Genomic DNA, 24,445 nt, shown 5'->3' with positions numbered 1-24,445 from the left:
CGCTACGGCAGCAAGGGTGCGCGCAGGCGCAAAGGCTGTCTGGCGAGAGGGGTTCGGCCGGTGGAAGATCGGGGCGGGTGAGTCGAGCATGTTTCCGGTTTGAGTAAAACTCCCGCGTGTTGGCTCGTATTGTGCAAGAGCCGGCACGCGGGAGTGGGCTGAAGCTGCGCTGCACGCATCCGCGTGGCGCCTGCGGCAGTGTTTAGCTGCCAGCCTCCATCTGTGATTGCAGGTAGTTCTGCAGGCCGACCTGTTCGACCAGACCGATCTGGGTTTCAAGGTAGTCAATGTGCTCTTCCGTGTCTTCCAGGATCTCTTTGAAGAGATCGCGCGAGACGTAGTCCTTACAGGACTCGCTGTGAGCAATGGCTTCGATCAGGTGAGTGCGGCCGGTGGTTTCAAGCTTCAGGTCGCCGGCCAGACACTCTGGCACGTTCTCGCCGATCATCAGCTTGTCGAGGTTCTGCAGGTTCGGCAGGCCTTCGAGGAACAGCACGCGCTCGATGAGCATGTCGGCATGCTTCATCTCTTCGATGGACTCTTCGTACTCGTGCTTGCCGAGTTTGGTGAGGCCCCAGTTCTTGTACATGCGCGCATGCAGGAAGTACTGGTTGATTGCGGTGAGTTCGATGGTGAGCTGTCGGTTCAGGTGCTGAATGACTTTCTTGTCGCCTTTCATGACGCCTCCAGGGCAAGGGCGACGCTGCCGGCGCAGGCCGGCATGGGGTTCCATGTGCGATCTGCGCGATTCTCGAGCGCGGTGGCGAGGCAGCGCCGCGCGGATTCCGCGCAGCAAGCGCAATCAGAGGCCACCCCGAGCTCCCTGCGCAAATCGCGCATGCGGCACGCGCCGTTCTCGACGGCGTGCTCAATCTGCTTTTCGGTGACCGCATTGCAAATGCAAATGTACATCGCACAGGCTCTCAAAGAAACCGCATGGCGTAGCCATGCTTGGACTTATTTGGTGAGAATCAGCTTGCCGGCTCGTGTTGCACGCAGCACGTAACGCGTGCCGAGATGATCGATCTCGATGCTCGCGTTGCCTTGCAGCAGCGCCACGCTGGACAGGGCTTCGGCACAGGAGGAGGTGCCGAGGCTGTCTGCGGGCAGAGCGTCAGGAGCGCGTTGCGTTTCGTGCGCGTGGGCACTGGAAGTCATGGCAGCAAACAAACACAAATGAAAACAATTCGTATTTAACTACCGATGCAGGGCTTGGGTCAAGTGCGGATGAGTGCGGTTCTCAGGAACGCGTGCGTGAAACCAACAGCCAGATGCCAGCGACCACCATCGGCACGCACAGCCATTGGGCGGTAGACAGCCCGAGAGACAGGGTGCCGAAAATGCCCGGATCGGGCGTGCGGAAGAATTCCGCGAGGAAGCGCAGGCTGCCGTATCCGATCAGGAAGACTGCCGATACTGCCCCGACTGCGCGCGGTTTTGCGGCGTACAGCCACAGAATGATGAACAGCAGCAGGCCTTCGCCGGCGGCCTGGTACAGCTGGGAAGGGTGGCGCGGCAGATTGTCCACCCACGGGAAAACCATTACCCACGGCAGGTCGGCCGGCGCGACGCGGCCCCACAACTCGCCGTTGATGAAGTTGCCGATGCGGCCGAGCGCCAGGCCGGTGGGTACCAGCGGTGCGATGAAATCGGTGACTTGCCAGAAGCTGCGCCCTTGCGCGCGGCCGTACCACCACATTGCCACCAGCACGCCGAGGAAGCCGCCGTGAAAACTCATGCCGCCTTCCCAGATCTTGGGGATGTCGAGCGGATTGGCCAGGTAGTGCGCCGGTTGGAAGAACAGCACCTCGCCCAGTCGCCCGCCGACGATCACCCCGAGCATGCCGTAGAACAGCAGGTCGTCGATGTGTTTGCCGTTCCAGCCGAGTTCCGGCCGCCGCCGCGCATGCAGACGGCCCAGGCCGGCGAACAGCGCAAAGGCCAGCAGATACATCACGCCATACCAGTGAATCGAAAGCGGGCCAATCGATATGGCGACTGGATCGAAGCTGGGATGAACGAGCATTGCGTAGGGTCCGGAGCGATGAGGAGGGTGTGCGACGAGAAGGCCTAGGGAGCAGTATTTGACGGGCACTGCCGCCGTTCTTGACCGGGTCGAGGGCGGACACTACCATGCCGCGCATGGATGCCGAAATCACCCGCCTGGAAGAGCAGCTCGACAAGCTGATTGCGCTTTACGAAGCGGGTCGATCGGAATTGCGCGCGGCACGCGCCCAAGCCGCCGAGCTGAGTGCCGAAAACGGTGCGTTGCGTGACCGCCTCATGGCCGCCACGGAACGGCTCGAAGCCATCCTGCAGCGTCTGCCGGAGCCCGACGATGCCTGACGATACTCTCGACATCAGCCTCAACGGCCGCGAATACCGCGTAGCCTGCCCGCCCGAAGAGCGTGAAGCGCTGGCTGAGGCCGCCGCCTACCTCGACGAGCAGCTGCGGCGTCTGAGCGCCAAGACCGGCGCCGTGGGTGAAAAACTGGCGGTCATGACGGCGCTCAATATCAGTCACGAATTCATTGCATTTCAGCGTTCCGGCGGGTTTGACATGCCGGACTTGAGGCGTAGAATCGATTCCATCACGGCCCGTCTTCACGAGGCGCTCGACAGTCAGGAAAGGCTGTTCTGAAGCCTCCGGCGAGTCAACAGTTTCAATCCCCTGCCGTGTCCGAGGAAGCCGTAATTTCCTAGAACCAATGCTTTCGAGCACGGTTGCCGAATACTTCTTCCGCTGGTGTGCAAGCCTCCTCGAGAGGAAGCCTAATGCGGAGATCAGGCGACCACCCTGAACCCCCGGTTCAGGATATCGGTGGAAACGGCATTGGCGGGGGGCCACTATTCAAAGGCGCACAAGGCTTGTGCGCCTTTTGTTTTGCAGTGGCCTCGATTCGTCTTGCGGCGCAATGTGGCGCGCGGCTTTGCCCCTATAATGGTTCGAGGTTCCGGACCTTGGGGAAGAGTACAACGTGAACGAGAAGCCACCCGCACCCGCTGCAGCCGAACCGCGCTTCACCCTGCTTGAAGCGCTCAAGTCTCCCGTTACCCTTCTGGATACCTTGCGCTCGTATTTCGGCATGTCCCGCCGTCACGTCGAGCCTCTCAATGATCGCGACGCGCTGCGCCGCTTCCTCGATACCCGCGCAAGCTTCATTGCGCAGACTTCACTGTATGGCTACCTGCGCACCCGCGCCGGCACTCGCTACCCCGAGCTGTTCGACGATGACGCCTTCGTCGTCAGCATCAACATCGCGAAATGGCAAATTTGGCTCGATTGTCTGGGAGACCTTACGTGCTTCACCGGTGGCGCCTTGGTGCGTGCCGGGCATGATGCCGATCAGGTGGGCAGCCTGATGCAGACGCTGGTGCATGAAATTCTCGACGACAAAGGCGTGCCGCACGATTGCGGTGAAGAGTTCGAGGCGCACGCTCAGCGTTTGCGCGCCCGCATTGCCGCGTGCGACTGGCATGCCATGACGGATGACGAGGGGCCGTTTTCGGAAAGCCCGGCCTCGCTCGTGCACTGGGCGCCGGTGGTGGCCGAGTTCAAGCAGCTCGATGGCGAGATTGTGCAGAACTCAGTGCGGTTTCGCTGGCAGGAAGTGCGCCGTGATCTGCGCGGAAGTCTCGATGCCGCCGGCGTGCTCGCCGGCGGTGAGCGTGCCTGAGCCCCTCAGCGGGTGATTAGGCCGAACAAGTGATTGATGCCGCGGGCGATTTCGCCCTCAAGCGGAAATGACAGCATGCCCAGCACGGAATATCCGAGTAGCCAGGGCAAGACGTAGAAGCGCGCCATGTAGAAGAACCACGCCACATAAAGCGGGATCATGATGGGCACCAGAAAGCCCGGCGTGATCGGCGCGAACAGCTTGAGCAGTGGGTCGGTGACGCGGATGAAAAAGCGGCTGAAAAAGAACTTGCTGTCTTCGGGCAAAAACAAGCGCATGCCGAATCGGCCGATCAGGGTCCACATGATCATGCCGAGCACGTAGTCCAGGGCAATTGCCCAGCCAGGAACTCCTTCGATCATTCAAGCACTCCGCAGCAGGGCCGTCTGGCCCGTTGATTCATGGGGCGCTGCAGGCAGTCCCCAAGCAAAGGCCGGGGCGAGTTGCCTCGCCCCGGCCCGGTCACCTTGCTACGCGATCAGTGTGATCCGCTGCCGATGATGGTCGCCCCTCTGGGGATGCGAACTTCATCAACCATGCGCTGGATTTCCTCGTCCGGCGCGGGTGTGAGCAAGCTTACCACGACCATTGCGACCAGGCTGGCGGCGATGCCGACGATGCCGAAGCGCAGGTGATCAAGGCCCAGCCAAGGCTCCATGCCGCTGCGCACGGCGATCAGGTACCACCAGCCGACACCCAGACCGGCGATCATGCCGGCCAGTGCGCCCGCGCGGTTGGCGCGCTTCCACCACACACCCAGTACCAGCGGGAAGAACAGCCCGGACATTGCGAAGCAGAAGGCCCAGGCCACCGCGCCCAGAATGCCTGTCAGCTTCATCGAAGCCACCAACGCGCCACCTGCACCGATGATCAGCAGCAACACGCGCGCAGTGAGCAGCCGCTTCTTGGTTTCCGCCTTCGGGTCGATGATCTTGTAATACAGGTCATGCGACAGGGCGTTGGCCATGGCCAGCAGCAGGCCGTCGGCGGTGGACATTGCAGCGGCCATGCCGCCTGCGGCAACGAGGCCCGAGATCACGTACGGCAGGCCGGCGATTTCCGGCGTTGCCAGCACGATGATGTCCGGGTTCAGGAAGAACTCGTTGATCTGCAGGATGCCGTCGGCGTTGCTGTCACGGATGGCGATCATGCCGATCGCACCCCATTTCTGGATCCACTCCAGCGACATGACGTCTTCGATGCGGTCACCGATGATCGAGGTTGCCAGGTTGGGGTCGATCAGCTGCAGCTTGCTGAAGGTTGCCAGTGCCGGTGCTGAGAAGTACAGCAGGAAGATGAAGAACAGTGACCAGGCCACCGAGTTGCGCGCATCACGCACCGAGGGGGTGGTGAAGTAACGCATCAGGATGTGCGGCAGCGAAGCCGTGCCGATCATCATGCATGCCACCAGCGTGACGAACTGCCATGCCGCCAGTGCGCCTTCCTTCGGCGTCGCATGCAGTGCCGTCAGCACCGACAGACCCGCCACCGATTCGGCTGCCGGGGTGCCGATGCCGAGCGTCGGCTCTAGCTCCATGATGCGCTCGACCGCGCCACCGTAGGCCAGTTGCGGGAACCAGCCGAAGCCCTGCGCACCGGACATCCAGAAGATCGGGATGAGGTAGGCGAAGATCAGCACGATGTACTGCGCCACCTGTGTCCACGTCACCGCGCGCATGCCGCCCAGCATCGAGCACACCAGAATGCCGGCCAGACCGAACCACACACCGGCCTCGAACGGAATCTGGAAGGCACGTGCCGCGATGGTGCCGGTTGCGGTGATCTGCGCCGTCACGTAGGTGAAGGACGCTACCACCAGCACCACGATGGCCATGAAACGCGTGGATTTGCCGCCGTAGCGCGTGCCGATGAAGTCAGGCACCGTGTAGCAGCCGAACTTGCGCAGATACGGCGCCATCAGCGTGGCGACGAGAATGTAGCCGCCTGTCCAGCCCACGATGAAGGCCATGTAGCTGTGGCCCGCCATGAACACGCCACCGGCCATCGCCACGAAAGACGCGCCGGACATCCAGTCCGCCGCAGTGGCCATGCCGTTGAACACCGGCGGTACGGAGCGGCCGGCGACGTAGTACGCGCCGACCTCCATGGTTCGTGAAAGGATGCCGATGAAGGCATAGATCACGATAGTGAAGGCCACGAACAGAATGCCGATGGTGCCGGCGCCCACGCCCATGGTTTCCAGCCATGCCATCAGCGCGAAAAATGCGAGAAAACCGCCCGTGTAGATACCGTAGATCTTCGGGAGATTGTCGATGAAGGATTTTCCTTCCCATTGCATACCCATGGTCGCTCTCCCCTTATTCGTCTTCGTCGACGCCGAACTCGACGTCGATGGCGTGTTGCTGCCTGTTGAACAGGAACAGCTGCACCACGAACACGATCAGCGAGCCCTGCGCGGCAAAGTAATAACCGAGCGGCCAGCCGAAGAAGTTGATGCTGTTCAGCGAGCTGGCGAACCAGTGCACGCCGTAGGCGAAGACGAACCAGACGGTCAGATGCCCGATCATCAGGTTCCGCGTGCGCTGCCAGTGCGCAGCACGATTCTCTGCGGTGAGTTCAGTCACGGGTGTTCCTCCTTTGATATGTACTGCCTTGTTATGCGCACATGTATTCCGGCGCTGGTGTACGCACCAGCAAGGGGCATGCCAAAAGAGTGTTGCTTGCTATGAGCGGGATGCAGGCGTGTGCACGAAAAAACGGGCGTTACCTTGGGTAACACCCGTTACCTGGGGTAACGCCCGTTTCGCATCATGTAAGGCTGGTGAAAGGCCGTGTAAGCGGGCTGAAAGCCGCGCCTGAAGCGGCTTAGCGGGGTTCTGCGCGCGGCCGTGGAATGCCCATGCGGGCGCGTCTTTCCCACAGCGCCTTGCGGCTGATTCCCAGGCGCCGCGCCAGTTCGGTCTCGGTCAGGGAGCCCTGGTGTTCCTGAACGAAACGCTGGAAGTAATCGTCCAGGCTCAACTCGCGCGTTTCGCCGCGCGCGTCGGTTGGCGGCTGCAGCGCCAGCAGGTCGGCGGTGATGCGGTCGTCGGCGAGGATCACCGCGCGCTCGATGGCGTTGCGCAGTTCGCGCACGTTGCCTGGCCAGGTGTGGCGCTGCAGTGCCTGCATGGCCTCGGGGGTGAAGCGCAGCTTCTGGCGTTTGACGCGGTTGCAGGCTTCGTCCAGCAGGAATTCGGCCAGCAGCGGAATGTCGTCGCCCCGCTCGCGCAGCGGCGGCAGGTGAATCTGAACCACCTCCAGCCGGTAATACAGGTCTTCGCGGAAGCGCCCGTCGCGAACCATCTGTTCGAGGTCACGGTGCGTGGCGGCCACCAGCCGCACATCCACGCGCCGGCTGGTGGTGGCCCCCACGCGGCGGATCTCGCCGTCCTGCAGCACGCGCAGCAGGCGCGATTGCGCGGCGCTGGTGAGCTCACCGATTTCGTCGAGGAACAGCGTGCCGCTGTCGGCGGCCTCGATCAGGCCGCGGTGACTGGCGGTGGCGCCGGTGAAAGCGCCTTTTTCGTGCCCGAACAGTTCTGATTCGAGCAGTGTCTCGGGAATGCTGGCGCAGTTCACCGACACCAGCGGCACCTCGGCACGCGGGCTCTTGGAATGGATGGCGCGTGCCACCAGTTCTTTGCCCGTGCCGGATTCGCCGCGGATCAGCACGGTGGTGTTGGTGGGCGCCACGCGTGCCAGCGTCTCGCACACCTTGGCCATCGCCGACGAGCGGCCGACCATGCCTTCGATGGGGTATACCTGCGCCAGGTCCTTGCGCAGGTTGGCGTTCTCACGCTCTAGGCCCCGCTGTTTGAGCAGCCGCGCGACGATCATCAGCAACTCGTCGTGATCGAAGGGTTTGGCTATGTAGTCCGCCGCGCCCTGACGCATTGCCTCCACCGCCGAGCGCACGCTGGCGAAGCTGGTCATGATCAGCACCGGCGTCTCGCCGCAGTCGGGCATCAACTCCATGCCGTCGCCATCAGGCAGGCGCAGGTCGCAAATCACCAGATCGAAGCTGCTGGCGGCGCACATGCTGCGCGCTTCATCCAGCCGCCCGGCTTCGGCCGTGGCGTAGCCCTCGCGTTCGAGCAGGCGGCGCAGCGCGCTGCGGATCACGGCCTCGTCATCGACGATGAGAATGCTGTTCATGCGGTGGAGCCCTCATTAGGTTGCGTGGCCTCGGCGGGTAGGCGCAGTTCGATGCGCGTGCCGCCACCGGGGCGATTGCTGGCGGATACCGAGCCGCCGTGTTCGTCCATGATGCTGTACACCACCGACAGCCCCAGGCCGGTGCCTTCGCCCGGCGGCTTGGTGGTGAAGAAGGGTTCGAAGATGCGCGCGATCAACGCGGGCGGAATGCCGTGCCCTTCGTCTTCCACCGCGATCTCGATGAAGTCCTCGGCATGCCGGGCGCCAATGCTTACGCAGCAGCCGGCGGCCGAGGCGTGAATGGCATTCGAGAGCAGATTCACGAACACCTGCAGCAAGCGTTGTGCGTTGCCATGCACGATGAGTTCGCCCGGCACCTCGTTGCGGCATTGGATGCCGCGCCCGTCGCGACCCAGTTGCACCAGGTGAATGGCTTCATCCACGCATTCGCGCAGGCTGATCGGCTGCAAGGTGGCAGCCGGGTCGTTGCCCGCATGGCTGAAGGTGATCAGCGACTGCACGATGTTGCTGATGCGCCGCGTTTGCACCAGGATCTGGCGCAGCGCGGCTTCCTGCTCGGCCGGGTCGGTTTCGAAGTGCAGGTTCTGTGCCAGTGAGGCGATGCCGGTCAGCGGGTTGCCGATCTCGTGAGCCACGCCTGCGGCCAGCCGCCCGATGGAGGCCAGCCGGTCGTTGTGCGCCACTTCGCTTTCCAGCACGTGCAGCTCGGTGAGGTCTTCCACCAGCACTACCGTGCCATCGGCATTGGTGGTGTCGAATTCGCCCGATTCAATGGCCGCCTTGTGCAGGTTGATCCAGCGGTTCAACCCGCGCACGTTGCATTGCAGTTTGTAGCGGTGGCTCTTGCCCTCACGCACGAAGGCGCTCAGCACGTCTTGCCAAGGCGCATCGAGTTGCTCCGGGCGGCGGCCGATGGCGGCATTGCCTGGAATGCCCGAGATGCGCGCCATGGCATTGTTCCAGATCAGGATTTCGCCTTCCGGCGTCAGCGAGCACACGCCCAGCGGCAGCTCGTTGAGCACTTCGCGGTGGTAGCGGCGCAGCGTGTCGAGCTCGGCGGCCAGACCTTGCAGGCGCACGTTGGAGTGCTCCAGCCGCGCCTCGACAAAGCGCAGGCTGTCCGCCAGCGCGCGCCGTGCAGGCGGGGCCACCTGCAGGCGGTTGTCCACGATCATGCGTGACAACTGCGCGCCGATCAGGCCCGACAGGTTGCGTTCCAGGCGCTCGCGCAGGCGCAGCAGCTCGTCGCTGCGCGAGGCCTCGTTGCTCATGCCCAGGTCGGCCAGGGCGCGTTGCATCTCCAGCCGCGCGGTTTGCGGGCCCAGCGCCTGCGCCAGCCGCTCTTCGAATTCGCCCACGCTGCGCGCCTGCGGCACGGTGGGCGGTGCGTCGCCGGCATCGCGCGGGCGCGCGGCAGCGGCGGCGGATTTCTCGCGCTCCGAAGGCCGCGTCATCAGTGACACCGCCACAAACAGCGCGCCGTTGATGGACAGCGACCAGAAGGTGGCGAAGGTCCAGCGATCTTGCTCGTCGGCGCCCACCCATTCCTGCAGGTTGAAATCGGTCACCGGCAGGCCCGACGAATACAGCAGCGGAATGATCAGCGACAGGCTCCACACGGCAATGCCGCCGGTCAGTCCGGCGATGAAGCCGTAGGTGGTGGCGCGCGGCCACAGCAGCAGCCCGGCCAGCCCCGGCAGAAACTGCGCCACCGCCACGAAGGAGTTCAGCCCGATCTGCACCAGGCCCTGATGTACTTCGAGCAGCCGGTAGAAGCCGTAGCCCAACGCAATGATCACCACGATCAGCGTGCGCCGCCCCCACAGCAGCCAGTTGTACAGATCTTCTTGCGGAAAGGTCTTCTGGCGGAAATGCGCCGGCAGGATCAGGTGGTTCATCACCATGCCGGCCAGCGCCAGCGTGGTGACGATCATCATCGCGCTGGCGGCCGATACGCCACCCACGAAGGTCGATAGCGTCATCAGCCGCGAGCCGTGTTCGGCTGCCAGACCCAGCACGTAATAATCCGCCGGCACCTCGAGCGCACTGATCGAGCCCGCCCACAGAATCAGCGGAATCGGCAGATTCAGCAGCAGCAAGAACGCCGGAAAACCCCATGCGGCTGTTTTCAGTGCCTGCGGGTCTACGTTCTCCACGAACAGCATGTGAAACTGCCGCGGCAGCAAAAAGCCGGCCGCAAAAGCCAGCAGAATGAAGGTGAACCACGGCCCCTCGCGTACCGGCGCATACAGCGCGTCGAGTGCCTGCGGATTGTTCTCCAGCCACTCCGTGAGGCCGTCGAAGCCGCCGAACACGCCGAACAGCGCCAGCGCTCCCACGGCCAGCAGCGCAATCAGCTTGATGATGGATTCAAACGCAATCGCCACCACCAGCCCTTCGTGCTTCTCGCGCGGCGTGATGTGGCGCGCGCCGAACAGAATCGCAAACAGGCTCAACGTGGCGCAAAAGCCCAGCGCGAGCAGGTGAGGCGGCGCCTCCTGCGTGATGATCGCCACCGACTCCGCCACTGCCTTGATCTGCAGCGCAATGTACGGCAGCACCCCCACCAGCATGAACAGCGTCACCAGCGTGCCCGTCCACGGGCTGGGGTAACGGAAGGCGAACAGATCAGCGATGGACGTGAGCTGATGCTCGCGCACCAGCCGCAGCAAAGGTGCCAGCATCAGCGGCGCCAGAATGAACGCCAGCGTCACGCCAAGATAGATGGTCAGGAAGTTGTAGCCCTGCGACTGCGCAAACCCCACGCTGCCGTAAAAGCTCCACGACGTCGCATACACCCCGAGCGCCAGCGCATACATCAACGGGTGTCGCACCAGTCGGTCGGGCAGCCAGCGGTTGTCGGTGGCATGGGCAATGAAAAACAGCAGGGCCAGATAGGCCACGCCTACGGCATAGAGCGTACCGATCTCAGACGTCACGGCGCTGCACTACCGCAATCAATGCGATCACCAGCGCCCACAGCAGATAGGGCACGTACCACGGCAAACTGCCCGACGCCCACCAATGCACCCACGGCGAGGCGAACAGCAATGCACCGAACAGGAACAGGATGATGACCTTGTCCATGCAGAGTCTCAGGCAGTGTCGAGTGTTACCAACTGTAGCACTGCCGGCCGGGTGAGCAGCAAGGTCTTCAAGGTGAACTTAAAGGCGCGCCAAACAGATAGGGCGGTGGTTCGCCGGAAGCGGGGCAGCATCCCCATGACGGGCTGATCAGCGGCAAGTGACGCGGCAGCCCCGCATTTTCTGCGAGGCTGCCGCATTTGTTGCCGCGACTATGAGCAAGAGAGCCCGTGGAAGGACGCCTTAGAAACGCCAGCTCGCCTTGATCGAGGCTGACTGATGCAAGTAGTCGTCGCGGCCGTTGGCTTCATACCGAAGCGAGATATCCGTGCCGCTTTCGAGCGTGTAGGTGTAGCCCACGCCCGCCTTGATCAGCCACGGGCCGCTATCGATCCCCGCCGCTACGAAGCTTTGTCCCGGCGCACCCGCAAACGTAGCCACGAGACGTTCTTTGTCATTGATGAAGTCATAGCTCAGACCCAAGGCGGCCTCGAGCCTCGAATTCGGAGTGAGCGCATGCACGATGCGGCCATCCACTCCCAGGGTGAAGGCCTCAATTGTATTGGCTTTGACATCCAGGCTCAGAGCCCCTGCACCGCGTTCGGTATGGCTCGCGCTTCTGAGCCAGGTGTAGTCAGCACGGAATGCCGGGATGAAAGTGGTGGCTTGGTTCAGCGGGAGAGCCTTGGACAGGCTGCTTCCGACATGCAGGCTCCAGCTATCGTAGTCAGCTTTGGCGGTTCGATTGAGGCCGCCGAAGTCGAGGCTGCGGCTAGTGCGGTTGTCATTCCAGCCAGCGTCGACCTGAAAGCCCAGAAGCATGTCATTGAGCGGTCGATTGCCGTAGAGGGCGATGACATGGCTATCGATTTTGGAGCGGGTGCCTGCGCCGCTCAGGTGGGTATTGCCGTCGACTCGGGTGTTGGCATAGGCGTAAGCGATGCCGAGTTGGGCTTCTCCGATATCCCCTTCGATACCCGCGGCCAAGCCCCAAGTGTCGGCGGTGTAACCGGCGGCATTGTCATCGGTGTCGTTTTGATCGGCTCTCGAGCCGAAGGGCTTGATCCAGGCATTTTTGTGCGCAGCCGGATCCCCGGAAGACATGCCCGTGGATCGAGGGGCAAAGCGATCGGCGAAGACTGAGTTGATCGTGTTGAGCGCTCCAAGTGTCGCCCGTGCTCCACTGTTCAATGGCAGCGTCTGCGCCGCGGCGCGGGCGACGGCGCGCTCGTCGGGTAGTTGGCCCAGCGCGGTGACCACATCTGCCATGTCGCCAGTAGGCGATCCTTGAACTTGCGTATCGAGGACGCGGGCTGCGCCCAAGGCCGGGAACAGTCGGCTGCTGAGAGCGGAGCCGTAGATGGACGTGGTGCTGGAGCGGATGACATTGAGATCGACGCTGTTGCCGTTGATGAAGGCGTCGAAGTCGAACAGTGCGGAGTTGTCCGTGACGGTGAAACCCGTCGCATTCAACGTACCAGCGGTGACGACCCCGGTCAGCGTCTGGTTGTTGGCCAGCGTGGGGCTGCCGATGACATCGACGGCAAGACTGTCGTTGTTGAAGTTAGCCGTGCCGCTGACATTCAGCCTCCCGTAGTCTGCCGCGCCGGCTACGCCGATGGTGAGGGTCTGGCTGCCGCTCTGGGAGTAGCTGCCGAGCTCCAGAGCGCCCGCGGTCACGGTCGTGTTGCCGTTCCACGAGTTGCTGCCGGCAATCGAGAGGGTGCCTGCACCCAGTTTGGTCAGGCCGCCGCCGCCGATGAGGATGTCGGGGGTTTGCATGCCGACGTTGTAGCCGTTGGTGTCGAAGAAAGCTCCGTTGCTCTGGATCTCTATGTCACCAAAATCGAAGTTGAGGAAAAATTCGGCCTCATTGCTGGTGGCCTGGATGATGCCTCCGTCCCACTCAAGCAGGCCCACGCCAGCACCTTTCAGCATGTAGCGGGTCGAGAGCATGCCGCGAGCATCTTGGGTGCCGCTGAGCGTTAATTGGGCGAAGGCGTTTCCGGCCGCAGCAAGGTCAACTCCATCCCGCGCGAAGGCAGTCGCACCGTCTTCGATGAAAACAGCGGCCTGTCCGTCGAAGCCTACTGTCAACCACCCATTCGTTGTCCATTTGGCGTTCGGGCCACTTACGAATACCACGCCTTGGATCCCATCGTTTACGCCGATGTAGGCGTCAGTATTGGTGTATTCACCGCCGCTGGAAATGTTGAGTTGTCCGTTGGCAAGATTGCCAACGAGGAGTTGTCCATCCGCATCCCGCTGCATGCCCGCAGAAACGTTCACCGTTTGGCCATCAATCGTTTCGGCGGCCAGGGTAAGCCCGACAGGTGCGCAAATGGCCGTTGTACACAATGCGAGGCTCAGGGCGCGCAGGGAGCGTCGGAGCGTCCGCTGCTCCTCCGGGAACCCTGAGACCGAGACGACCCAAAATGAAGGTTCCAATACCGTTTTACTTCTTGGGCCCACGTCAAACTCCCTGGTTCTTGTATCTTGTAATGTGTGGTTACATCTCGTGTCGGTCGCAAGGCTACTCTTCGGCCCCGCTCCGCTGCAATCGAAATATGACGTCGTGAAGTAGCGGACTGGGTTCGGCGTTGATCGCTATCGCGGCGATTTACGCTGTGAATGAGCAGGCGTCCGTGGTGACGCGCACCTTGTTTCAGGAGTACCAATGCGCTACTGGCTAATGAAGTCCGAACCTGACGAATGCTCCATCGACACGCTCGCGGGCCTCCCCGGTCAGCGTGTGCCATGGACGGGCGTGCGCAATTATCAGGCACGCAACTTCATGCGCGATGCCATGCAGATTGGCGATCTGGCGTTTTTCTATCATTCGAGCTGCCCGGAGCCGGGCATTGCGGGCATCGTGCGGGTGGCGAGTGGGCCGTATCCGGATGCGACGCAGTTCGATGCGAAGAGCCCGTATTACGATGCCAAGTCGCGGCCGGATGAGCCGCGTTGGGTGCATGTGGATGTGGAACTGGTGCAGAAGACACCATTGATCAGCCTGAAGGCCTTGCGCGAAGCGCCGGAGTTGGAAGAAATGCGCGTGCTGGCGCGTGGCAATCGGCTGTCGATCACGCCGGTGGAGCCGGCGGAATGGCGCTACATCACGCAGCACATGATGGGGTTGAAGGCATGAGTTTTGACGTGTGGTGGATGGCGTATCTGGCGCTGGGCGCGGTAGCGGGTTTTCTGGCCGGACTGCTGGGGATCGGCGGTGGCGGCATGATGGTGCCCATTCTCACGTCGATTTTCGTGGCGCGCGGCGTGCCGGTGGAGAACGTGGTGCATCTGGCGTTGGGCACGGCCATGGCGGTGATGATGGTGACGTCGATCTCCAGCCTGCGCGCGCACCACCGCTTGGGCTCGGTGCGCTGGGACATCTTTCGCGTGATTACGCCGGCGATCATGATCGGCGCGTTTGCCACCACCTTCTTCGCGGCGGCGGTGCCGTCAAAACCGCTGGCCTTGTTCTTCGCGGCTTTCATGGCCTTGATGTCGTTGCAGATGCTGCTGGACGTGAAGCCCAAGCCCACGCGGCAGTTACCCGGCCCGGTGGGGGTGTCGGCGGTAGGCTTCGGCATCGGTGGTATTTCAGCCCTGGCAGCCATCGGCGGCGCGGCGATGTCGATTCCGTTCATGGTGGCGTGCAACGTGAAGCTGCAGCATGCCATCGGTACGTCATCGGCGATTGGTTGGCCCATCGCGGTGGCGGGGGCCATTGGTTATCTGGTGAATGGGCTTGGTACGCCGGGGCTGCCGGAGAGCAGCGTGGGCTTCATCTACCTGCCGGCCTTCATCATCATCGCGGTGGCCGGTGTCATTACTGCGCCGTTCGGTGCGCGCATGGCGCACCGCATTCCGGTGCAGCGGCTGAAGAAGGTGTTTGCGGTGTTCTTTTTTATGCTGTCGGCGAAGATGGTGCACACCGTGTTCTTCTGATGCGGGCCGCGGTTGTGATGGGGTGAGCGTCGCAATTCGCCGCGCTTAACGCGATCTACGACGGCCCGGGTGCGCAAGGTGGTTCGCGTAGGTCGCGGTTGAGCCGAAGGCGAAATGCGACGGTGCGGCCGTGATGTGCGGGGCCGAAGTCAGGGCTGGATGCCGGCGAAGATGGTCTCGGCATTGTGGCGCATCATCTTCACGTAGGTGGAAGCCGGGCCGTCCGCGCCAGAGAGGGCATCCGAATACAGCGTGCCGCCGACCTTGGCGCCGCCTTCGTTGGCGATGCGCTCGATCAGGCGCGGGTCATTCACGTTTTCGATGAACACCACGGACACTTTCTCGCGGCGGATCTGGCGGATCAGGCGCGCCATGGCGGCGGCCGAAATTTCGCTGCGGTTGCCCACGCCGGCAGCGGCTAGAAACTGCAGATCGTAGGCGTCACCGAAATAGGCGAAGGCATCGTGCGAGGTGACGACCTTGCGGCGGTCGTCGGGGAGTTGTGCAAAGCGTTGGCGAATCTCGGCATCCAGCGCGGCCAGCTCGGCATCGTAGCGCGCAAGGCGCTCGCGGTAATGAGCCTCGCCGGCCGGGTCGGAGGTGATCAACGCCTGGGCAATGTTGCGCGCGTAGGTGCGGGCGTTGGCCGGGTTCTGCCACGCATGTGGGTCGAGCGGGCCGTGGTCGTGACCGTGGTGGGCGTGGTTGTGAGCGTCGTCGTGCTCAAGCGTGTCGATGCCTTCGGCCGCAATCACCAGTTTGCGTTGCCCGGTGGAGGCGGCGAGGCGCTCGACCCAGGCGTCGAAACCCAAGCCGTTGGCAATCACCACGTCGGCGTCGAGCACCTGACGCGCATCCGACGGGCGCGGCGACCACGCATGGGCGTCCGCATCCACCCCCACCAGTGCGCTCACCTGCGTGCGCTCGCCTCCGATGTGTTCGGCGATGTCGGCGAGGATGCTGAAGCTGGTCACCACCTTGAGCGGCGTTGCCGCATGCAGCAGGCTGCCGAAGCTGATCAGTACGAGGGCGAAGGTGCAGGTCAGAACGCGTTTCACGGGTATTCAGGCTTCAAGGTGATGGCGGCGATACAGGCGCGGCCCGAAGGCGCCGCCGGGTGCGAGCAGGATCGACGCTATGTGCGCGAGGCCGGCTGTGAGCACGATGGCCGGGCCGGCGGGCACGTCGAGGTGGAAGGAGGCAAGCAGCCCCACCACGCCGCTGGCAAAGGCCAGCCCCACGGCGGTGGCGAGCATGGCGGGCAGGCGCTTGACCCACAGGCGCGCCGCGGCGGCCGGCAGAATCATGATGCCCACCGCCATCAGCGTGCCCAGCGCATGAAAGCCGCTGACCAGGTTCAGCACCACCAGCGTGAGAAAGCCGTAGTGCGCCACCGGGCTCCAGCGCCCGATGCTGCGCAGAAAGCTCGGGTCAAAGCATTCCAGCACCAGCGGGCGATACAGCAGCGCAAGCAGCAGCAGCGTGGCGCTGGTGATGGCGGCAATCAGCAGCAGCGAGCCGTTGTCGAGCGACAGCACCGAGCCGAACAGCACGTGCAGCAAATCAAGGTTGCGCCCGCGCAGCGACACGATGAGCACGCCAGCCGCCAGTGACATCAGATAGAAGGCCGCAAGGCTCGCGTCTTCCTTGAGGATGGACGAGCGCGCCACCAGGCCGGCGGCGAACACCACCACCAGGCCGGCGACGATGCCGCCGATGGTCATCGCTCCCAGCGACAGCCCGAACGCCAGATAGCCCAGTGCCGCGCCGGGCAGGATGGCGTGGCTCATGGCGTCGCCCATCAGGCTCATGCGGCGCAGCAGCAGGAACACGCCAACTGGCGTGGCGCCCAGCGCAAGCGCCAGGCAGCCGGCCAGCGCGCGGCGCATGAATTCGAAATCTACGAAGGGGCCGATCACCGCGTCGATCATTGCGCCGGTTCCTCGTCGGGGTGGCGGTGGCACACTGGGGCGTCTTCGTCGAAGGATTCGGCCAGCGCGCGGGCACGCGCCAGCAGCACCGGCGTGAGCACCTCGGCCGTGCTGCCGTAGCCAAGCTGCTCGCGCGCGAGCAGCAGGCAATGCGGAAACACGCGGCGCACCAGTTCGAGGTCGTGCAGCACCGCCACGATGCTGCGGCCTTCGGCATGCCATTGCTGCATGATCGCCGCGAGGTCTTCAGTGGTGCGGCTGTCGATGGCGTTGAAGGGCTCGTCGAGCAGCAGCAGGTCGGCGTCTTGCAGCATCAGGCGGGCAAAGCGCGCGCGCTGCAGTTGGCCGCCCGACAGCGTGCCGATGGGGCGCTGCTCTTGCCCCGACAGGCCGACGCGCGCCAGCGTCTGGCGTACCGCCTGCTCGTGCGCGCGGCTCAGGCCACCGAAGGGGCCGATCTCGCGCCACAGGCCCATGGCCACCATGTCGAACACCGACACCGGAAAGCTCAGGTCAAGCTCGCTGCTTTGCGGCAGGTAGGCGATGCGCTCGCGTGGCACGCCCAGGCGGTAGTGGCCTTCGATGGGGGCCAGCTCGCCGGCGATGGCCTTGAGTAGGGTGGATTTGCCCGCGCCATTGGGGCCCACCACGGCCACCATGGTGCCACGGCCAAAACGGCAATCGAGGTGATGCACCGCAGGGTGGCGGTCGTAGCCCAGGGTGAGGTTGTCGCAGCTGAGTGCGAATTCGGGCGCCGGTGCGTTCATGCGATGGCCCACAGTACGGTGAGCCACAGCGCGCAGCCTGCCGCGCATGCGACAACCAGCCGCAAGGCCACGCCGGATGACAGCGCCGAAATGCGAGCGCCCGCGGTGGCGCGGGCGGGGTGGGTGTGGTGGTGCGAGTCCTCGCGAGACATCGTCGGCATGTTGCTTGTGAATGAAGATGCAACATTGTAGCATTTTGACGGTCGAATGGCCGACAAGCGCTTTGTCGCCCGCCACCTTTTCTTGGTCTTCAGGAGTCCGATGTGCATATCCCGTTTCGCCCCCTCGTCGCCGCGCTGAGCCTTGGTCTGGCCTCCGGCGCATTCGCCCAGCACGCCCATGAACATGGCGTTGCCGATCTGCGTGTTGCGGTGGAAGGTTCGACGCTGCTGGTGGAGTTCGAATCGCCGCTGGCCAACCTGGTGGGCTTCGAGCACGAAGCGCGTACCGATGCCGAGCGCAAGGCCATGGCCGATCTGGAAAAGCGCCTGCGTGCAGGCACCGGCTTGGTGAGCTTGCCGGCCTCAGCTGGTTGCTCGCTCAAGGACGTCGAACTGGAGATGCCGGGCGTGGATGAGCATGCGCATCACGACCACAAGCACGACAAGCACACCCACAGTCATGGCGACAAGAATGCACACGATCATGGCCACAAGCACGACGATCACAAGCACGCTCACCACGATCACGAGCATTCCGATGCCTACGTGGCGTGGGAATTCGAGTGCAAGAAGGCCGATGCGCTGGACGCGATTCAAGTCGACGTGATCGAGGCCTACCCGGCCATTCGCGTGTTGCGCGCCGAGACGGCCAGCCCGCGCGGCCAGCAGGCCGTGCGCATCGAAGCGCCCAAGGCTCGTCTGCCGCTTTGAGCGAGGCTGCGGTGACGGATCGCGCGGTTGCCCTGAACGGAATCGTTTTTGCATGGCCCGGCGCTGCTGCGCCGTGCATCGACATTCCCGAGCTATCGGTGGCCGCTGGCGAGCGTGTGTTCCTGCACGGCCCCAGCGGCAGCGGCAAGAGCACACTGCTGTCGCTGATCGGCGGTGTGGTGTCGCCGCGGGCCGGGCGCGTCAAGGTGCTGGGGCAAGACCTCGGCGCCTTGCGCGCTTCGGCGCGCGACCGTTTTCGCGCCGCCCACATCGGTTTCGTGTTTCAGCTTTTCAACCTGGTGCCGTATCTGACGGCGCTCGACAACATCCTGCTGCCGTGCCGTTTCTCGCCCGAGCGTGCGGCGCGTGTGCAGGGTTCGCCTGCCGATGAGGCACGCCGGCTGGTGAGACGGCTCGATCTCGATCCGGCGTTGCTGTCACGGCCCGCGTCGCAGTTGTCGGTAGGGCAGCAGCAGCGGGTGGCCGCGGCCCGTGCGCTGATTGGCCGGCCCGGCCTGATCGTGGCCGACGAGCCCACTTCGGCGCTGGACGCCAATCGCCAGCAGGCCTTCGTTGATCTGCTGTTGGCCGAGTGCGAGGCCTCGGGTGCGAGCCTGCTGTTCGTCAGCCATGACCCGCGTCTGGCGCAGCACTTTTCGCGTCAGATCGATTTGCCTGCGGTGAATTGCGCCGCCTCGGAGGCCGCCGCATGACGCCGCTGTGGTATCTGACCCGTCGCAGCATCTCCAACCGCGGCCTCACCGTGGTGCTCACCATCATTGCCGTGGCGCTCTCGGTAGCCATGTTGCTGGGCGTCGAGCGTTTGCGCTCGGACGCACGTGACGGTTTCGCGCAGACCATTTCGGGCACCGATCTGGTGGTGGGCGCACGCAGCGGCGCCGTGCAGTTGCTGCTGTATTCAGTGTTTCACATCGGCGACGCCACCAACAACGTCTCGTGGAAGAGCATGCAGACGATTGCCGAGCACCCGCAGGTGGACTGGCTGGTGCCGCTGTCGCTGGGCGATTCGCACCGCGGCTTTCGCGTGGTGGGCACCACGCCCGAGTTTTTCGAGCGCTATCGCTACGGCGAATCGCGCCAGCTGCGCTTCGAGGGTGGCAAGCCTTTCGATGAAGTATTCGATGCGGTGATCGGCGCCGAGGTGGCTTCGCGCCTCGGTTACAAGGTGGGCGAATCCATCGTCGTGGCGCACGGCACCGGCGACGTGAGCTTTGCCCAGCACGACGACAAGCCCTTCAAGGTGGTTGGCGTGCTGGCACGTACCGGCACGCCGGTGGACCGCTCGGTGCTGGTGAGCCTTGCCGGCATCGAGGCCATTCACCTCGACTGGGCGGGCGGCGCCCGCATGCCGGGGCTGAACATTCCGGCCGAGCAGGTGCGGCGCTTTGACCTTGAGCCCAAAGAAGTCACCGCTGCGCTGGTCGGCCTTAAATCGCGCGTGGCGGTGTTCCGCGTGCAGCGTTACATCAACACCTTCCCGGATGAGGCGCTGACCGCTGCGTTGCCGGGTGCCACGTTGCAGCAGCTGTGGAGCATCATCGCGATTGCCGAGCAAGCCTTGCTGGCGGTGTCGGCGCTGGTGGTGCTGGTTGGGTTGGCCGGGTTGGTGGCAGTGGTCACCGCAAGCCTGGGCGAGCGCCGGCGCGAGTTGGCGATATTGCGCTCGATGGGCGCCGGGCCGCGTCACGTGTTCGCGCTGCTGGCGCTCGAGAGTCTCGTGATCGGCGTGGCCGGCTGCGTGCTTGGCGTGCTGCTGGTGCAAGGGGTCGCGCTGGGGGTTGGGCCGTGGATGGAGGCGCAGCATGGTTTGCTGCTGTCTGCCCGCTGGTTGTCACCGCTCGAGTGGGGCTTGCTTGGAGGGGTGCTGGCCGCCACACTGGTCGCCAGTCTGGTGCCGGGCGTGCGTGCGTACCGCTACTCGCTGGCCGATGGAATGACGATACGGATCTGAATACATGAAGCGATTTCTGCCCGCACTGCTTTCCCTGACATTTCTGTTTGCTCCGGCATTTGCCCAGCAAGGTGCCCAACAGGGTGATTACGCCGTGGGCGACCGCGTGGGCGGAGCCACCGGCAAAGTGGTGAACGGCTTTCGCGAGATCGAGTGGGACGACCTGATCCCCAAGGACTGGATGCCCGAGGAGATGTTCGAAGGCCTCTTCGACGATGTCGAGCTCGACAGCCTGACCGACGCCGATCCGCGCGCCATGGAACTGATGGCGAAAGTGCGCGAGGCGTGGGACAACGCGCCGCTGGTGGATACCTACAACGGCAAGAAGGTGCGCATTCCGGGCTTCGTCGTGCCGCTCGAAGGCGATGCCAAGACCATCCGCGAATTCCTGTTGGTGCCGTACTTCGGTGCGTGCATCCATGTGCCGCCGCCGCCGGCCAACCAGCTGATTCTGGTTACGCCGACCAAGCCGATTCCGGCCGACTGGAACATGGTGCCGGTGTGGGTCAGCGGCGTCCTGCAGGCCGACCGCACAAGCTCCGAGCTGGGTACGTCGGGCTACAGCATGACCGGCATGGACATCGTGGAGTACGAGTGACTGGGTGACCACGCGGGCGAATGAGCTCGCTCAGCCTGCAATCATGGCTGCCAGTTCGCGGTCGAGCAGGTGGGCGTCGCCCAGATTGAGTTCGAGCAGGCGGCGCAGGTGGGTGATGCTGTCGAGGTCGATGTGCTCGCAGAAAATGCCGATGCGCCCACCGTCGCAATGTGCCACGTGACCGCGCATCACCACCTTGGCGTCGGCGCCCAGATCAAGCTGTAGTTCGCACGGCTGCAGGTGGCATTCAAGCGGTTGGGCCAGCCGCAGTAAAGCGCCTTTCAGAGATAGGTCGTTGAGCTCGCAGGGCAGATCTTGGCCCATGCAAGTGAAGCTGGCGGCGCCCTCAAAGGCGATGCGCGAGAAATGTCTGCGTTGGCTAGTCATGTTCATGTGCTGCGCCCTCCCCGAGCCGGATAACCGATCCAGTCATGCCGTCGAACTCAAGCTGTCGCAGCACTGCCAAGTCGTCGGGATGATCGACGCCTTCGGCAATCACCTGCAGCCCGATGGCCCGCGCAAGTTCGCACACGCGGACGAGAAAACCGTGTTTGTCCTTGTTGCTGGCGATGTCGCGGATCAGGCCAGCGTCCACTTTGACATAGTTCAGGCCGATATCGTGCAGGCCGCCAAGCTGGCCGAATTCGCGCCCGGCATGCTCGATGCCGAGCCGGCAGCCGAAGGGGCGTGCCAGCACACACAGCAGGCGGAACGCGGGCAGATCATTCACCACGCCCTGCTCAGGCAACTCGATCCACAGCGATGCCGCGGCCTGACGGTGGGCTTCGAGCTGGGCGCGGAATGCATCGAAGAAGCCCGCGTCGCGCAGCGAACTGGCCGCTACGTTGATGCCGACTGGGCGGCCGTCGGTTTCGATGCGCTGCAGTGCCAGCCCGAGCGACGCCAGATCAAGGCGCGCAGTGAGGCCCAGACGCTCGGCCCAGGCCAGAAAGCCTTCCGCCGGATACCACCTGTCGTCGATGAGCAGGCGCGAAGGCGCTTCGAAATGCAGCAGCGCACCGGCCGCATCGAGCACCGGGAAGGCATCGATGCGCACATGGCCGTGATCCAGCGCATTTTCGATGGCGGTACGCCAACCGGCCAGATCGGTGCGTGCGGGCAGGATGGTTTCGGCTTCGCCGATGTGGGCCGCTCCATGACGTGCGTGTTCGGCTGCGGCCAACGCACTGTCGAGGCGGGCCAGCAGGCGTTCGCGCGGCTCGCCGCCCGCGTAGCCCACCACGCCGATCGGCAGGCGCTTCATCAAGCCCTCGCCATGCATGCTTTCGAGCGGGGCGAGCGCGTTCGAGAGTTCGGAGGCCAGCGCCGAGGGGCGTTCGATATCCGGTGTGATCAGGGTGAAGTCGCAGCCGTTGAGGCGCGCGGCGCTGCGGCCCGCGTGCGCGGCGGCCAGCCCACGCAGCCGGGCGGCCACGTCGACCAGCAGCTTGTCGGCAGCGGCGCGCCCGAAGCCGCGGTTGAGCGCGGCAAGGTTGGCCACGCGCAGCACGGCGATGGAGCCGCGCACGGCCGGGTTGGCGTCCGACGGCTCCAGCGTGGTGTCGAGCACGGCGAGGAAGCGGTTGCGATTGGCCAGCCCGGTGAGCTCGTCATGCGCGCTCAGATGATCCAGCGCGTGGATGCGTGTGAGCTGTTCGGATTGGCGCGCTTCGAGGCGTTTGGCCAGTGTGTTCATGGCCTCGCCCAGCGGGCGCAGCTCGGGCCGGGCGGGCGGCGGAGCGCGGCCAAAGCTCAGTTCGGCAAGCCCGGTTGCCTGCGCGGTGAAGACCGTCAGCGGCATGAGTAGACGGTTGAGCAGCAGCATGCCGAGGCCGCCGATCAGCAGTGCGGCCGCAGCGCACCACAGCAACAGGCCACGCAGCGCATCCCATAGCGCGGCGTGAGCTGCCTCGCGCGACGCCGCAACGGTGATGGTGAGTACCTCCGCTCCGCTGTGCAATTCAAAGGTGGCCGGCTCGGCGGCCAGCGGCCGCAGGGCGGAAAACCAGTGTGGCACGCGTTGTTCGTACGGGCTCTCGCGTTGCACGAGGATCTCGCCGTTGCTCCGCTCGATGCGGATCTGCGCGTAGTCCCTGCTGCTGACCAGAGGCTCGACGAGTGCCGTCAGCGCGCCGCGGGTGGTTTCGGTATCGGCCATGAGGCGTGCCAGCAGCAGCGCGGTGTCACGGTCGTGGGTTTGGAGTTGGCGTTCGAGCGCGCCGCCGGCAAGCTTCACCACGATGAAGGCGCTGACCATGAAGGTGGCGAGGGCGATGAGTGCCGCGCCGATCCAGGCCCAGGTCTTGAGTGAAAGAGGTGGTTCTGCCGCGGCGGGCTGCGCCGTTGCGCGGGCAATCCCGGCGGGGGAGGGCCTTGTGTCCGGGGGCAGCGTATCGGGCATGCGCGTGCTTCATCCTCGCAACGGTCCGGCCACTGCCGGAGTGGCGTGTCGCAGACCTTACACCATCTTGTCGGCCGCCTCGCGATTGCGCATCGTTAGCGGTGCTTTGGCGCGCGGGGTGTTGCGCCTGACGTACAATTTGCCCATGAATCCAACTACTTCTACGGGTGCCGAGGACTCGCCGCTGGGGCGCTCGGTGACCTACCGCGATCACTATGCCCCCGAGCTGCTGTTCCCGATTGCCCGCCAGATCAAGCGCGACGAACTCGCGCTAAACGCCACGCAACTGCCCTTCATCGGGGAGGATGTGTGGAACGCCTATGAGGTGTCCTGGCTCAACCCGGGCGGCAAGCCAGTGGTGGCGCTGGGGCGCTTCACGGTGCCGGCGGCTTCGCCCCATCTGATCGAATCCAAGTCGCTCAAGCTGTACCTCAACTCGTTCAATCAGACGGTTTTCGAATCGCTTGACGCGGCGCGCGAGACGCTGGTGCGCGACCTGTCCGCGGCGGCCGGCTCTCCGGTCGCGGTGAGGTTGGAATCACTGTCGGATGCGCCGCAGCGCGTGTTTGCCGTGCCGCAGGGCGTGCTGCTCGACGAGCTCGACATCGCCATCGAGCGCTACGCACCCGAGCCCGGCGTGCTGCGCGCAAGCGATGCGCCGGAGGTGGAAGAGTTGCTTTATTCGCACCTGCTCAAGTCCAACTGCCTGGTCACCGGCCAGCCCGACTGGGCGATGATCGCCGTGCGCTACGCCGGCCCACCCATCGACCGCGAAGCGCTGCTGCGCTACATCGTGTCGTTCCGCACGCACAACGAGTTTCACGAGCAATGCGTCGAGCGCGTGTTTTGTGACGTGCTGGCGGCGTGCCGCCCACGCCGCCTGGCCGTGTGGGCGCGCTATACGCGCCGCGGCGGGCTCGACATCAACCCCTTCCGCGCGACCCCCGGCGAACCCGAGCCCGACAACGTGTTCGAAGTGCGTCAGTAAGCCACCTCAGCCAATCACCGTAGCA

General features: G+C 64.1%; 27 protein-coding genes and 1 other RNA gene. 11 read left to right on the top strand and 17 right to left on the bottom strand.

The window, feature by feature from the left end; genetic code table 11:
- Positions 1–202 precede the first annotated feature (202 nt).
- The 4 genes from bfr to lgt all read right to left on the bottom strand — a co-directional run bounded on the left by bfr (position 203) and on the right by lgt (position 2,026).
- The gene (gene bfr / locus AC6H0W_RS00495) at positions 203–679 is read right to left on the bottom strand and encodes a bacterioferritin (RefSeq protein WP_497575145.1); all 477 of its coding nucleotides are present in this window, start codon (positions 677–679) and stop codon (positions 203–205) included.
- Complete coding sequence (locus AC6H0W_RS00490) at positions 676–912, bottom strand: (2Fe-2S)-binding protein (protein ID WP_497576172.1); 237 nt, start codon at positions 910–912, stop codon at positions 676–678. Before AC6H0W_RS00490 ends, bfr begins: the two co-directional genes overlap by 4 nt.
- Positions 913–957: 45 nt before the next feature.
- Positions 958–1,158, bottom strand: a complete 201-nt coding sequence (locus tag AC6H0W_RS00485; RefSeq protein WP_497575144.1) for a hemin uptake protein HemP — start codon at positions 1,156–1,158, stop codon at positions 958–960.
- Between the two features lie 82 nt (positions 1,159–1,240).
- On the bottom strand, positions 1,241–2,026 hold the full coding sequence (lgt, locus tag AC6H0W_RS00480) for a prolipoprotein diacylglyceryl transferase (RefSeq protein WP_497575143.1): 786 nt from the start codon (positions 2,024–2,026) through the stop codon (positions 1,241–1,243).
- A gap of 107 nt (positions 2,027–2,133) precedes the next feature.
- Between lgt and AC6H0W_RS00475 the strand changes: the two genes are divergently transcribed.
- The 4 genes from AC6H0W_RS00475 to AC6H0W_RS00460 all read left to right on the top strand — a co-directional run bounded on the left by AC6H0W_RS00475 (position 2,134) and on the right by AC6H0W_RS00460 (position 3,677).
- A complete protein-coding gene (locus AC6H0W_RS00475) occupies positions 2,134–2,346 on the top strand; it encodes a hypothetical protein (protein WP_497575142.1) in 213 nt (70 codons plus the stop codon).
- Complete coding sequence (locus tag AC6H0W_RS00470) at positions 2,339–2,641, top strand: cell division protein ZapA (RefSeq protein WP_497575141.1); 303 nt, start codon at positions 2,339–2,341, stop codon at positions 2,639–2,641. Before AC6H0W_RS00475 ends, AC6H0W_RS00470 begins: the two co-directional genes overlap by 8 nt.
- A gap of 24 nt (positions 2,642–2,665) precedes the next feature.
- Positions 2,666–2,847, top strand: a non-coding RNA gene (gene ssrS, locus AC6H0W_RS00465) — 6S RNA.
- A 131-nt stretch (positions 2,848–2,978) separates the two neighbouring features.
- A complete protein-coding gene (locus AC6H0W_RS00460) occupies positions 2,979–3,677 on the top strand; it encodes a hypothetical protein (protein WP_497575140.1) in 699 nt (232 codons plus the stop codon).
- Positions 3,678–3,682: 5 nt separating this feature from the next.
- Here AC6H0W_RS00460 and AC6H0W_RS00455 read toward each other — a convergent pair whose 3' ends face one another.
- The 7 genes from AC6H0W_RS00455 to AC6H0W_RS00425 form a co-directional block, all read right to left on the bottom strand.
- On the bottom strand, positions 3,683–4,039 hold the full coding sequence (locus AC6H0W_RS00455; protein ID WP_497575139.1) for a hypothetical protein: 357 nt from the start codon (positions 4,037–4,039) through the stop codon (positions 3,683–3,685).
- Positions 4,040–4,155: 116 nt separating this feature from the next.
- A complete protein-coding gene (locus AC6H0W_RS00450; RefSeq protein WP_497575138.1) occupies positions 4,156–5,982 on the bottom strand; it encodes a sodium:solute symporter family protein in 1,827 nt (608 codons plus the stop codon).
- Positions 5,983–5,995: 13 nt separating this feature from the next.
- Positions 5,996–6,262, bottom strand: a complete 267-nt coding sequence (locus AC6H0W_RS00445) for a DUF4212 domain-containing protein (RefSeq protein WP_497575137.1) — start codon at positions 6,260–6,262, stop codon at positions 5,996–5,998.
- A gap of 241 nt (positions 6,263–6,503) precedes the next feature.
- Entirely contained in the window at positions 6,504–7,835 is a 1,332-nt protein-coding gene (locus tag AC6H0W_RS00440; RefSeq protein ID WP_497575136.1) for a sigma-54-dependent transcriptional regulator, read from the bottom strand.
- Positions 7,832–10,795, bottom strand: a complete 2,964-nt coding sequence (locus AC6H0W_RS00435) for an ATP-binding protein (protein WP_497575135.1) — start codon at positions 10,793–10,795, stop codon at positions 7,832–7,834. The genes AC6H0W_RS00440 and AC6H0W_RS00435 overlap by 4 nt, the downstream gene beginning before the upstream one ends.
- Entirely contained in the window at positions 10,785–10,943 is a 159-nt protein-coding gene (locus AC6H0W_RS00430) for a hypothetical protein (protein WP_497575134.1), read from the bottom strand. The genes AC6H0W_RS00435 and AC6H0W_RS00430 overlap by 11 nt, the downstream gene beginning before the upstream one ends.
- A 240-nt stretch (positions 10,944–11,183) precedes the next feature.
- On the bottom strand, positions 11,184–13,298 hold the full coding sequence (locus AC6H0W_RS00425) for an autotransporter family protein (protein ID WP_497575133.1): 2,115 nt from the start codon (positions 13,296–13,298) through the stop codon (positions 11,184–11,186).
- Between the two features lie 319 nt (positions 13,299–13,617).
- On the opposite strand from AC6H0W_RS00425, the gene AC6H0W_RS00420 reads away from it, so the two are divergent.
- Together AC6H0W_RS00420 and AC6H0W_RS00415 are read left to right on the top strand one after the other, a co-directional pair.
- Complete coding sequence (locus tag AC6H0W_RS00420; RefSeq protein WP_497575132.1) at positions 13,618–14,088, top strand: EVE domain-containing protein; 471 nt, start codon at positions 13,618–13,620, stop codon at positions 14,086–14,088.
- Entirely contained in the window at positions 14,085–14,891 is an 807-nt protein-coding gene (locus tag AC6H0W_RS00415) for a sulfite exporter TauE/SafE family protein (protein ID WP_497575131.1), read from the top strand. The genes AC6H0W_RS00420 and AC6H0W_RS00415 overlap by 4 nt, the downstream gene beginning before the upstream one ends.
- A 149-nt stretch (positions 14,892–15,040) precedes the next feature.
- Here AC6H0W_RS00415 and AC6H0W_RS00410 read toward each other — a convergent pair whose 3' ends face one another.
- Genes AC6H0W_RS00410 through AC6H0W_RS00395 form a run of 4 tightly spaced genes read right to left on the bottom strand, consistent with a single transcriptional unit; the run spans position 15,041 to position 17,741 of the window.
- Positions 15,041–15,949, bottom strand: a complete 909-nt coding sequence (locus AC6H0W_RS00410; RefSeq protein WP_497575130.1) for a metal ABC transporter solute-binding protein, Zn/Mn family — start codon at positions 15,947–15,949, stop codon at positions 15,041–15,043.
- A 6-nt stretch (positions 15,950–15,955) separates the two neighbouring features.
- Complete coding sequence (locus AC6H0W_RS00405) at positions 15,956–16,822, bottom strand: metal ABC transporter permease (protein WP_497575129.1); 867 nt, start codon at positions 16,820–16,822, stop codon at positions 15,956–15,958.
- A complete protein-coding gene (locus tag AC6H0W_RS00400; RefSeq protein ID WP_497575128.1) occupies positions 16,819–17,589 on the bottom strand; it encodes a metal ABC transporter ATP-binding protein in 771 nt (256 codons plus the stop codon). The genes AC6H0W_RS00405 and AC6H0W_RS00400 overlap by 4 nt, the downstream gene beginning before the upstream one ends.
- Positions 17,586–17,741: a hypothetical protein gene (locus tag AC6H0W_RS00395; RefSeq protein WP_497575127.1), complete on the bottom strand. Its 156-nt coding sequence runs from the start codon at positions 17,739–17,741 to the stop codon at positions 17,586–17,588. Before AC6H0W_RS00395 ends, AC6H0W_RS00400 begins: the two co-directional genes overlap by 4 nt.
- Positions 17,742–17,852: 111 nt before the next feature.
- Between AC6H0W_RS00395 and AC6H0W_RS00390 the strand changes: the two genes are divergently transcribed.
- From AC6H0W_RS00390 to AC6H0W_RS00375, 4 genes are read left to right on the top strand one after another with little or no spacing between them, the layout of a single operon-like run.
- The gene (locus AC6H0W_RS00390; RefSeq protein WP_497575126.1) at positions 17,853–18,461 is read left to right on the top strand and encodes a ZrgA family zinc uptake protein; all 609 of its coding nucleotides are present in this window, start codon (positions 17,853–17,855) and stop codon (positions 18,459–18,461) included.
- A gap of 11 nt (positions 18,462–18,472) precedes the next feature.
- Positions 18,473–19,174, top strand: a complete 702-nt coding sequence (locus AC6H0W_RS00385) for an ABC transporter ATP-binding protein (protein ID WP_497575125.1) — start codon at positions 18,473–18,475, stop codon at positions 19,172–19,174.
- Positions 19,171–20,433: an ABC transporter permease gene (locus tag AC6H0W_RS00380; protein WP_497575124.1), complete on the top strand. Its 1,263-nt coding sequence runs from the start codon at positions 19,171–19,173 to the stop codon at positions 20,431–20,433. Before AC6H0W_RS00385 ends, AC6H0W_RS00380 begins: the two co-directional genes overlap by 4 nt.
- A gap of 4 nt (positions 20,434–20,437) precedes the next feature.
- Positions 20,438–21,031: a DUF3299 domain-containing protein gene (locus AC6H0W_RS00375; RefSeq protein WP_497575123.1), complete on the top strand. Its 594-nt coding sequence runs from the start codon at positions 20,438–20,440 to the stop codon at positions 21,029–21,031.
- 30 nt (positions 21,032–21,061) lie between these two features.
- Here AC6H0W_RS00375 and AC6H0W_RS00370 read toward each other — a convergent pair whose 3' ends face one another.
- Both AC6H0W_RS00370 and AC6H0W_RS00365 read right to left on the bottom strand, forming a co-directional pair.
- Positions 21,062–21,424, bottom strand: coding sequence for a PilZ domain-containing protein (locus AC6H0W_RS00370; protein ID WP_497575122.1), 363 nt, complete (start codon positions 21,422–21,424; stop codon positions 21,062–21,064).
- Positions 21,411–23,432, bottom strand: coding sequence for an EAL domain-containing protein (locus AC6H0W_RS00365; RefSeq protein WP_497575121.1), 2,022 nt, complete (start codon positions 23,430–23,432; stop codon positions 21,411–21,413). The genes AC6H0W_RS00370 and AC6H0W_RS00365 overlap by 14 nt, the downstream gene beginning before the upstream one ends.
- 145 nt (positions 23,433–23,577) lie before the next feature.
- Between AC6H0W_RS00365 and queF the strand changes: the two genes are divergently transcribed.
- Complete coding sequence (queF, locus tag AC6H0W_RS00360) at positions 23,578–24,420, top strand: NADPH-dependent 7-cyano-7-deazaguanine reductase QueF (RefSeq protein ID WP_497575120.1); 843 nt, start codon at positions 23,578–23,580, stop codon at positions 24,418–24,420.
- The last annotated feature ends 25 nt before the right edge of the window (positions 24,421–24,445 follow it).

This window comes from Pseudazoarcus sp. NS20, assembly GCF_059703745.1.
Note: the sequence above shows the minus strand (reverse complement) of the source record. Positions and strands in the feature narration are given on the sequence as shown.

Bases quoted from the DNA above. Each gene is read 5' to 3' on its own strand.
- AC6H0W_RS00430 (WP_497575134.1), bottom strand. From the start codon at position 10,943: ATGGACAAGGTCATCATCCTGTTCCTGTTCGGTGCATTGCTGTTCGCC.
- AC6H0W_RS00455 (WP_497575139.1), bottom strand. From the start codon at position 4,039: ATGATCGAAGGAGTTCCTGGCTGGGCAATTGCCCTGGACTACGTGCTC.
- AC6H0W_RS00405 (WP_497575129.1), bottom strand. From the start codon at position 16,822: ATGATCGACGCGGTGATCGGCCCCTTCGTAGATTTCGAATTCATGCGC.
- AC6H0W_RS00415 (WP_497575131.1), top strand. From the start codon at position 14,085: ATGAGTTTTGACGTGTGGTGGATGGCGTATCTGGCGCTGGGCGCGGTA.
- AC6H0W_RS00470 (WP_497575141.1), top strand. From the start codon at position 2,339: ATGCCTGACGATACTCTCGACATCAGCCTCAACGGCCGCGAATACCGC.
- AC6H0W_RS00370 (WP_497575122.1), bottom strand. From the start codon at position 21,424: ATGAACATGACTAGCCAACGCAGACATTTCTCGCGCATCGCCTTTGAG.
- AC6H0W_RS00490 (WP_497576172.1), bottom strand. From the start codon at position 912: ATGTACATTTGCATTTGCAATGCGGTCACCGAAAAGCAGATTGAGCAC.
- AC6H0W_RS00380 (WP_497575124.1), top strand. From the start codon at position 19,171: ATGACGCCGCTGTGGTATCTGACCCGTCGCAGCATCTCCAACCGCGGC.
- AC6H0W_RS00365 (WP_497575121.1), bottom strand. From the start codon at position 23,432: ATGCCCGATACGCTGCCCCCGGACACAAGGCCCTCCCCCGCCGGGATT.
- bfr (WP_497575145.1), bottom strand. From the start codon at position 679: ATGAAAGGCGACAAGAAAGTCATTCAGCACCTGAACCGACAGCTCACC.
- AC6H0W_RS00485 (WP_497575144.1), bottom strand. From the start codon at position 1,158: ATGACTTCCAGTGCCCACGCGCACGAAACGCAACGCGCTCCTGACGCT.
- AC6H0W_RS00440 (WP_497575136.1), bottom strand. From the start codon at position 7,835: ATGAACAGCATTCTCATCGTCGATGACGAGGCCGTGATCCGCAGCGCG.
- AC6H0W_RS00420 (WP_497575132.1), top strand. From the start codon at position 13,618: ATGCGCTACTGGCTAATGAAGTCCGAACCTGACGAATGCTCCATCGAC.
- AC6H0W_RS00395 (WP_497575127.1), bottom strand. From the start codon at position 17,741: ATGTCTCGCGAGGACTCGCACCACCACACCCACCCCGCCCGCGCCACC.
- queF (WP_497575120.1), top strand. From the start codon at position 23,578: ATGAATCCAACTACTTCTACGGGTGCCGAGGACTCGCCGCTGGGGCGC.
- lgt (WP_497575143.1), bottom strand. From the start codon at position 2,026: ATGCTCGTTCATCCCAGCTTCGATCCAGTCGCCATATCGATTGGCCCG.
- AC6H0W_RS00400 (WP_497575128.1), bottom strand. From the start codon at position 17,589: ATGAACGCACCGGCGCCCGAATTCGCACTCAGCTGCGACAACCTCACC.
- AC6H0W_RS00475 (WP_497575142.1), top strand. From the start codon at position 2,134: ATGCCGCGCATGGATGCCGAAATCACCCGCCTGGAAGAGCAGCTCGAC.
- AC6H0W_RS00375 (WP_497575123.1), top strand. From the start codon at position 20,438: ATGAAGCGATTTCTGCCCGCACTGCTTTCCCTGACATTTCTGTTTGCT.
- AC6H0W_RS00450 (WP_497575138.1), bottom strand. From the start codon at position 5,982: ATGGGTATGCAATGGGAAGGAAAATCCTTCATCGACAATCTCCCGAAG.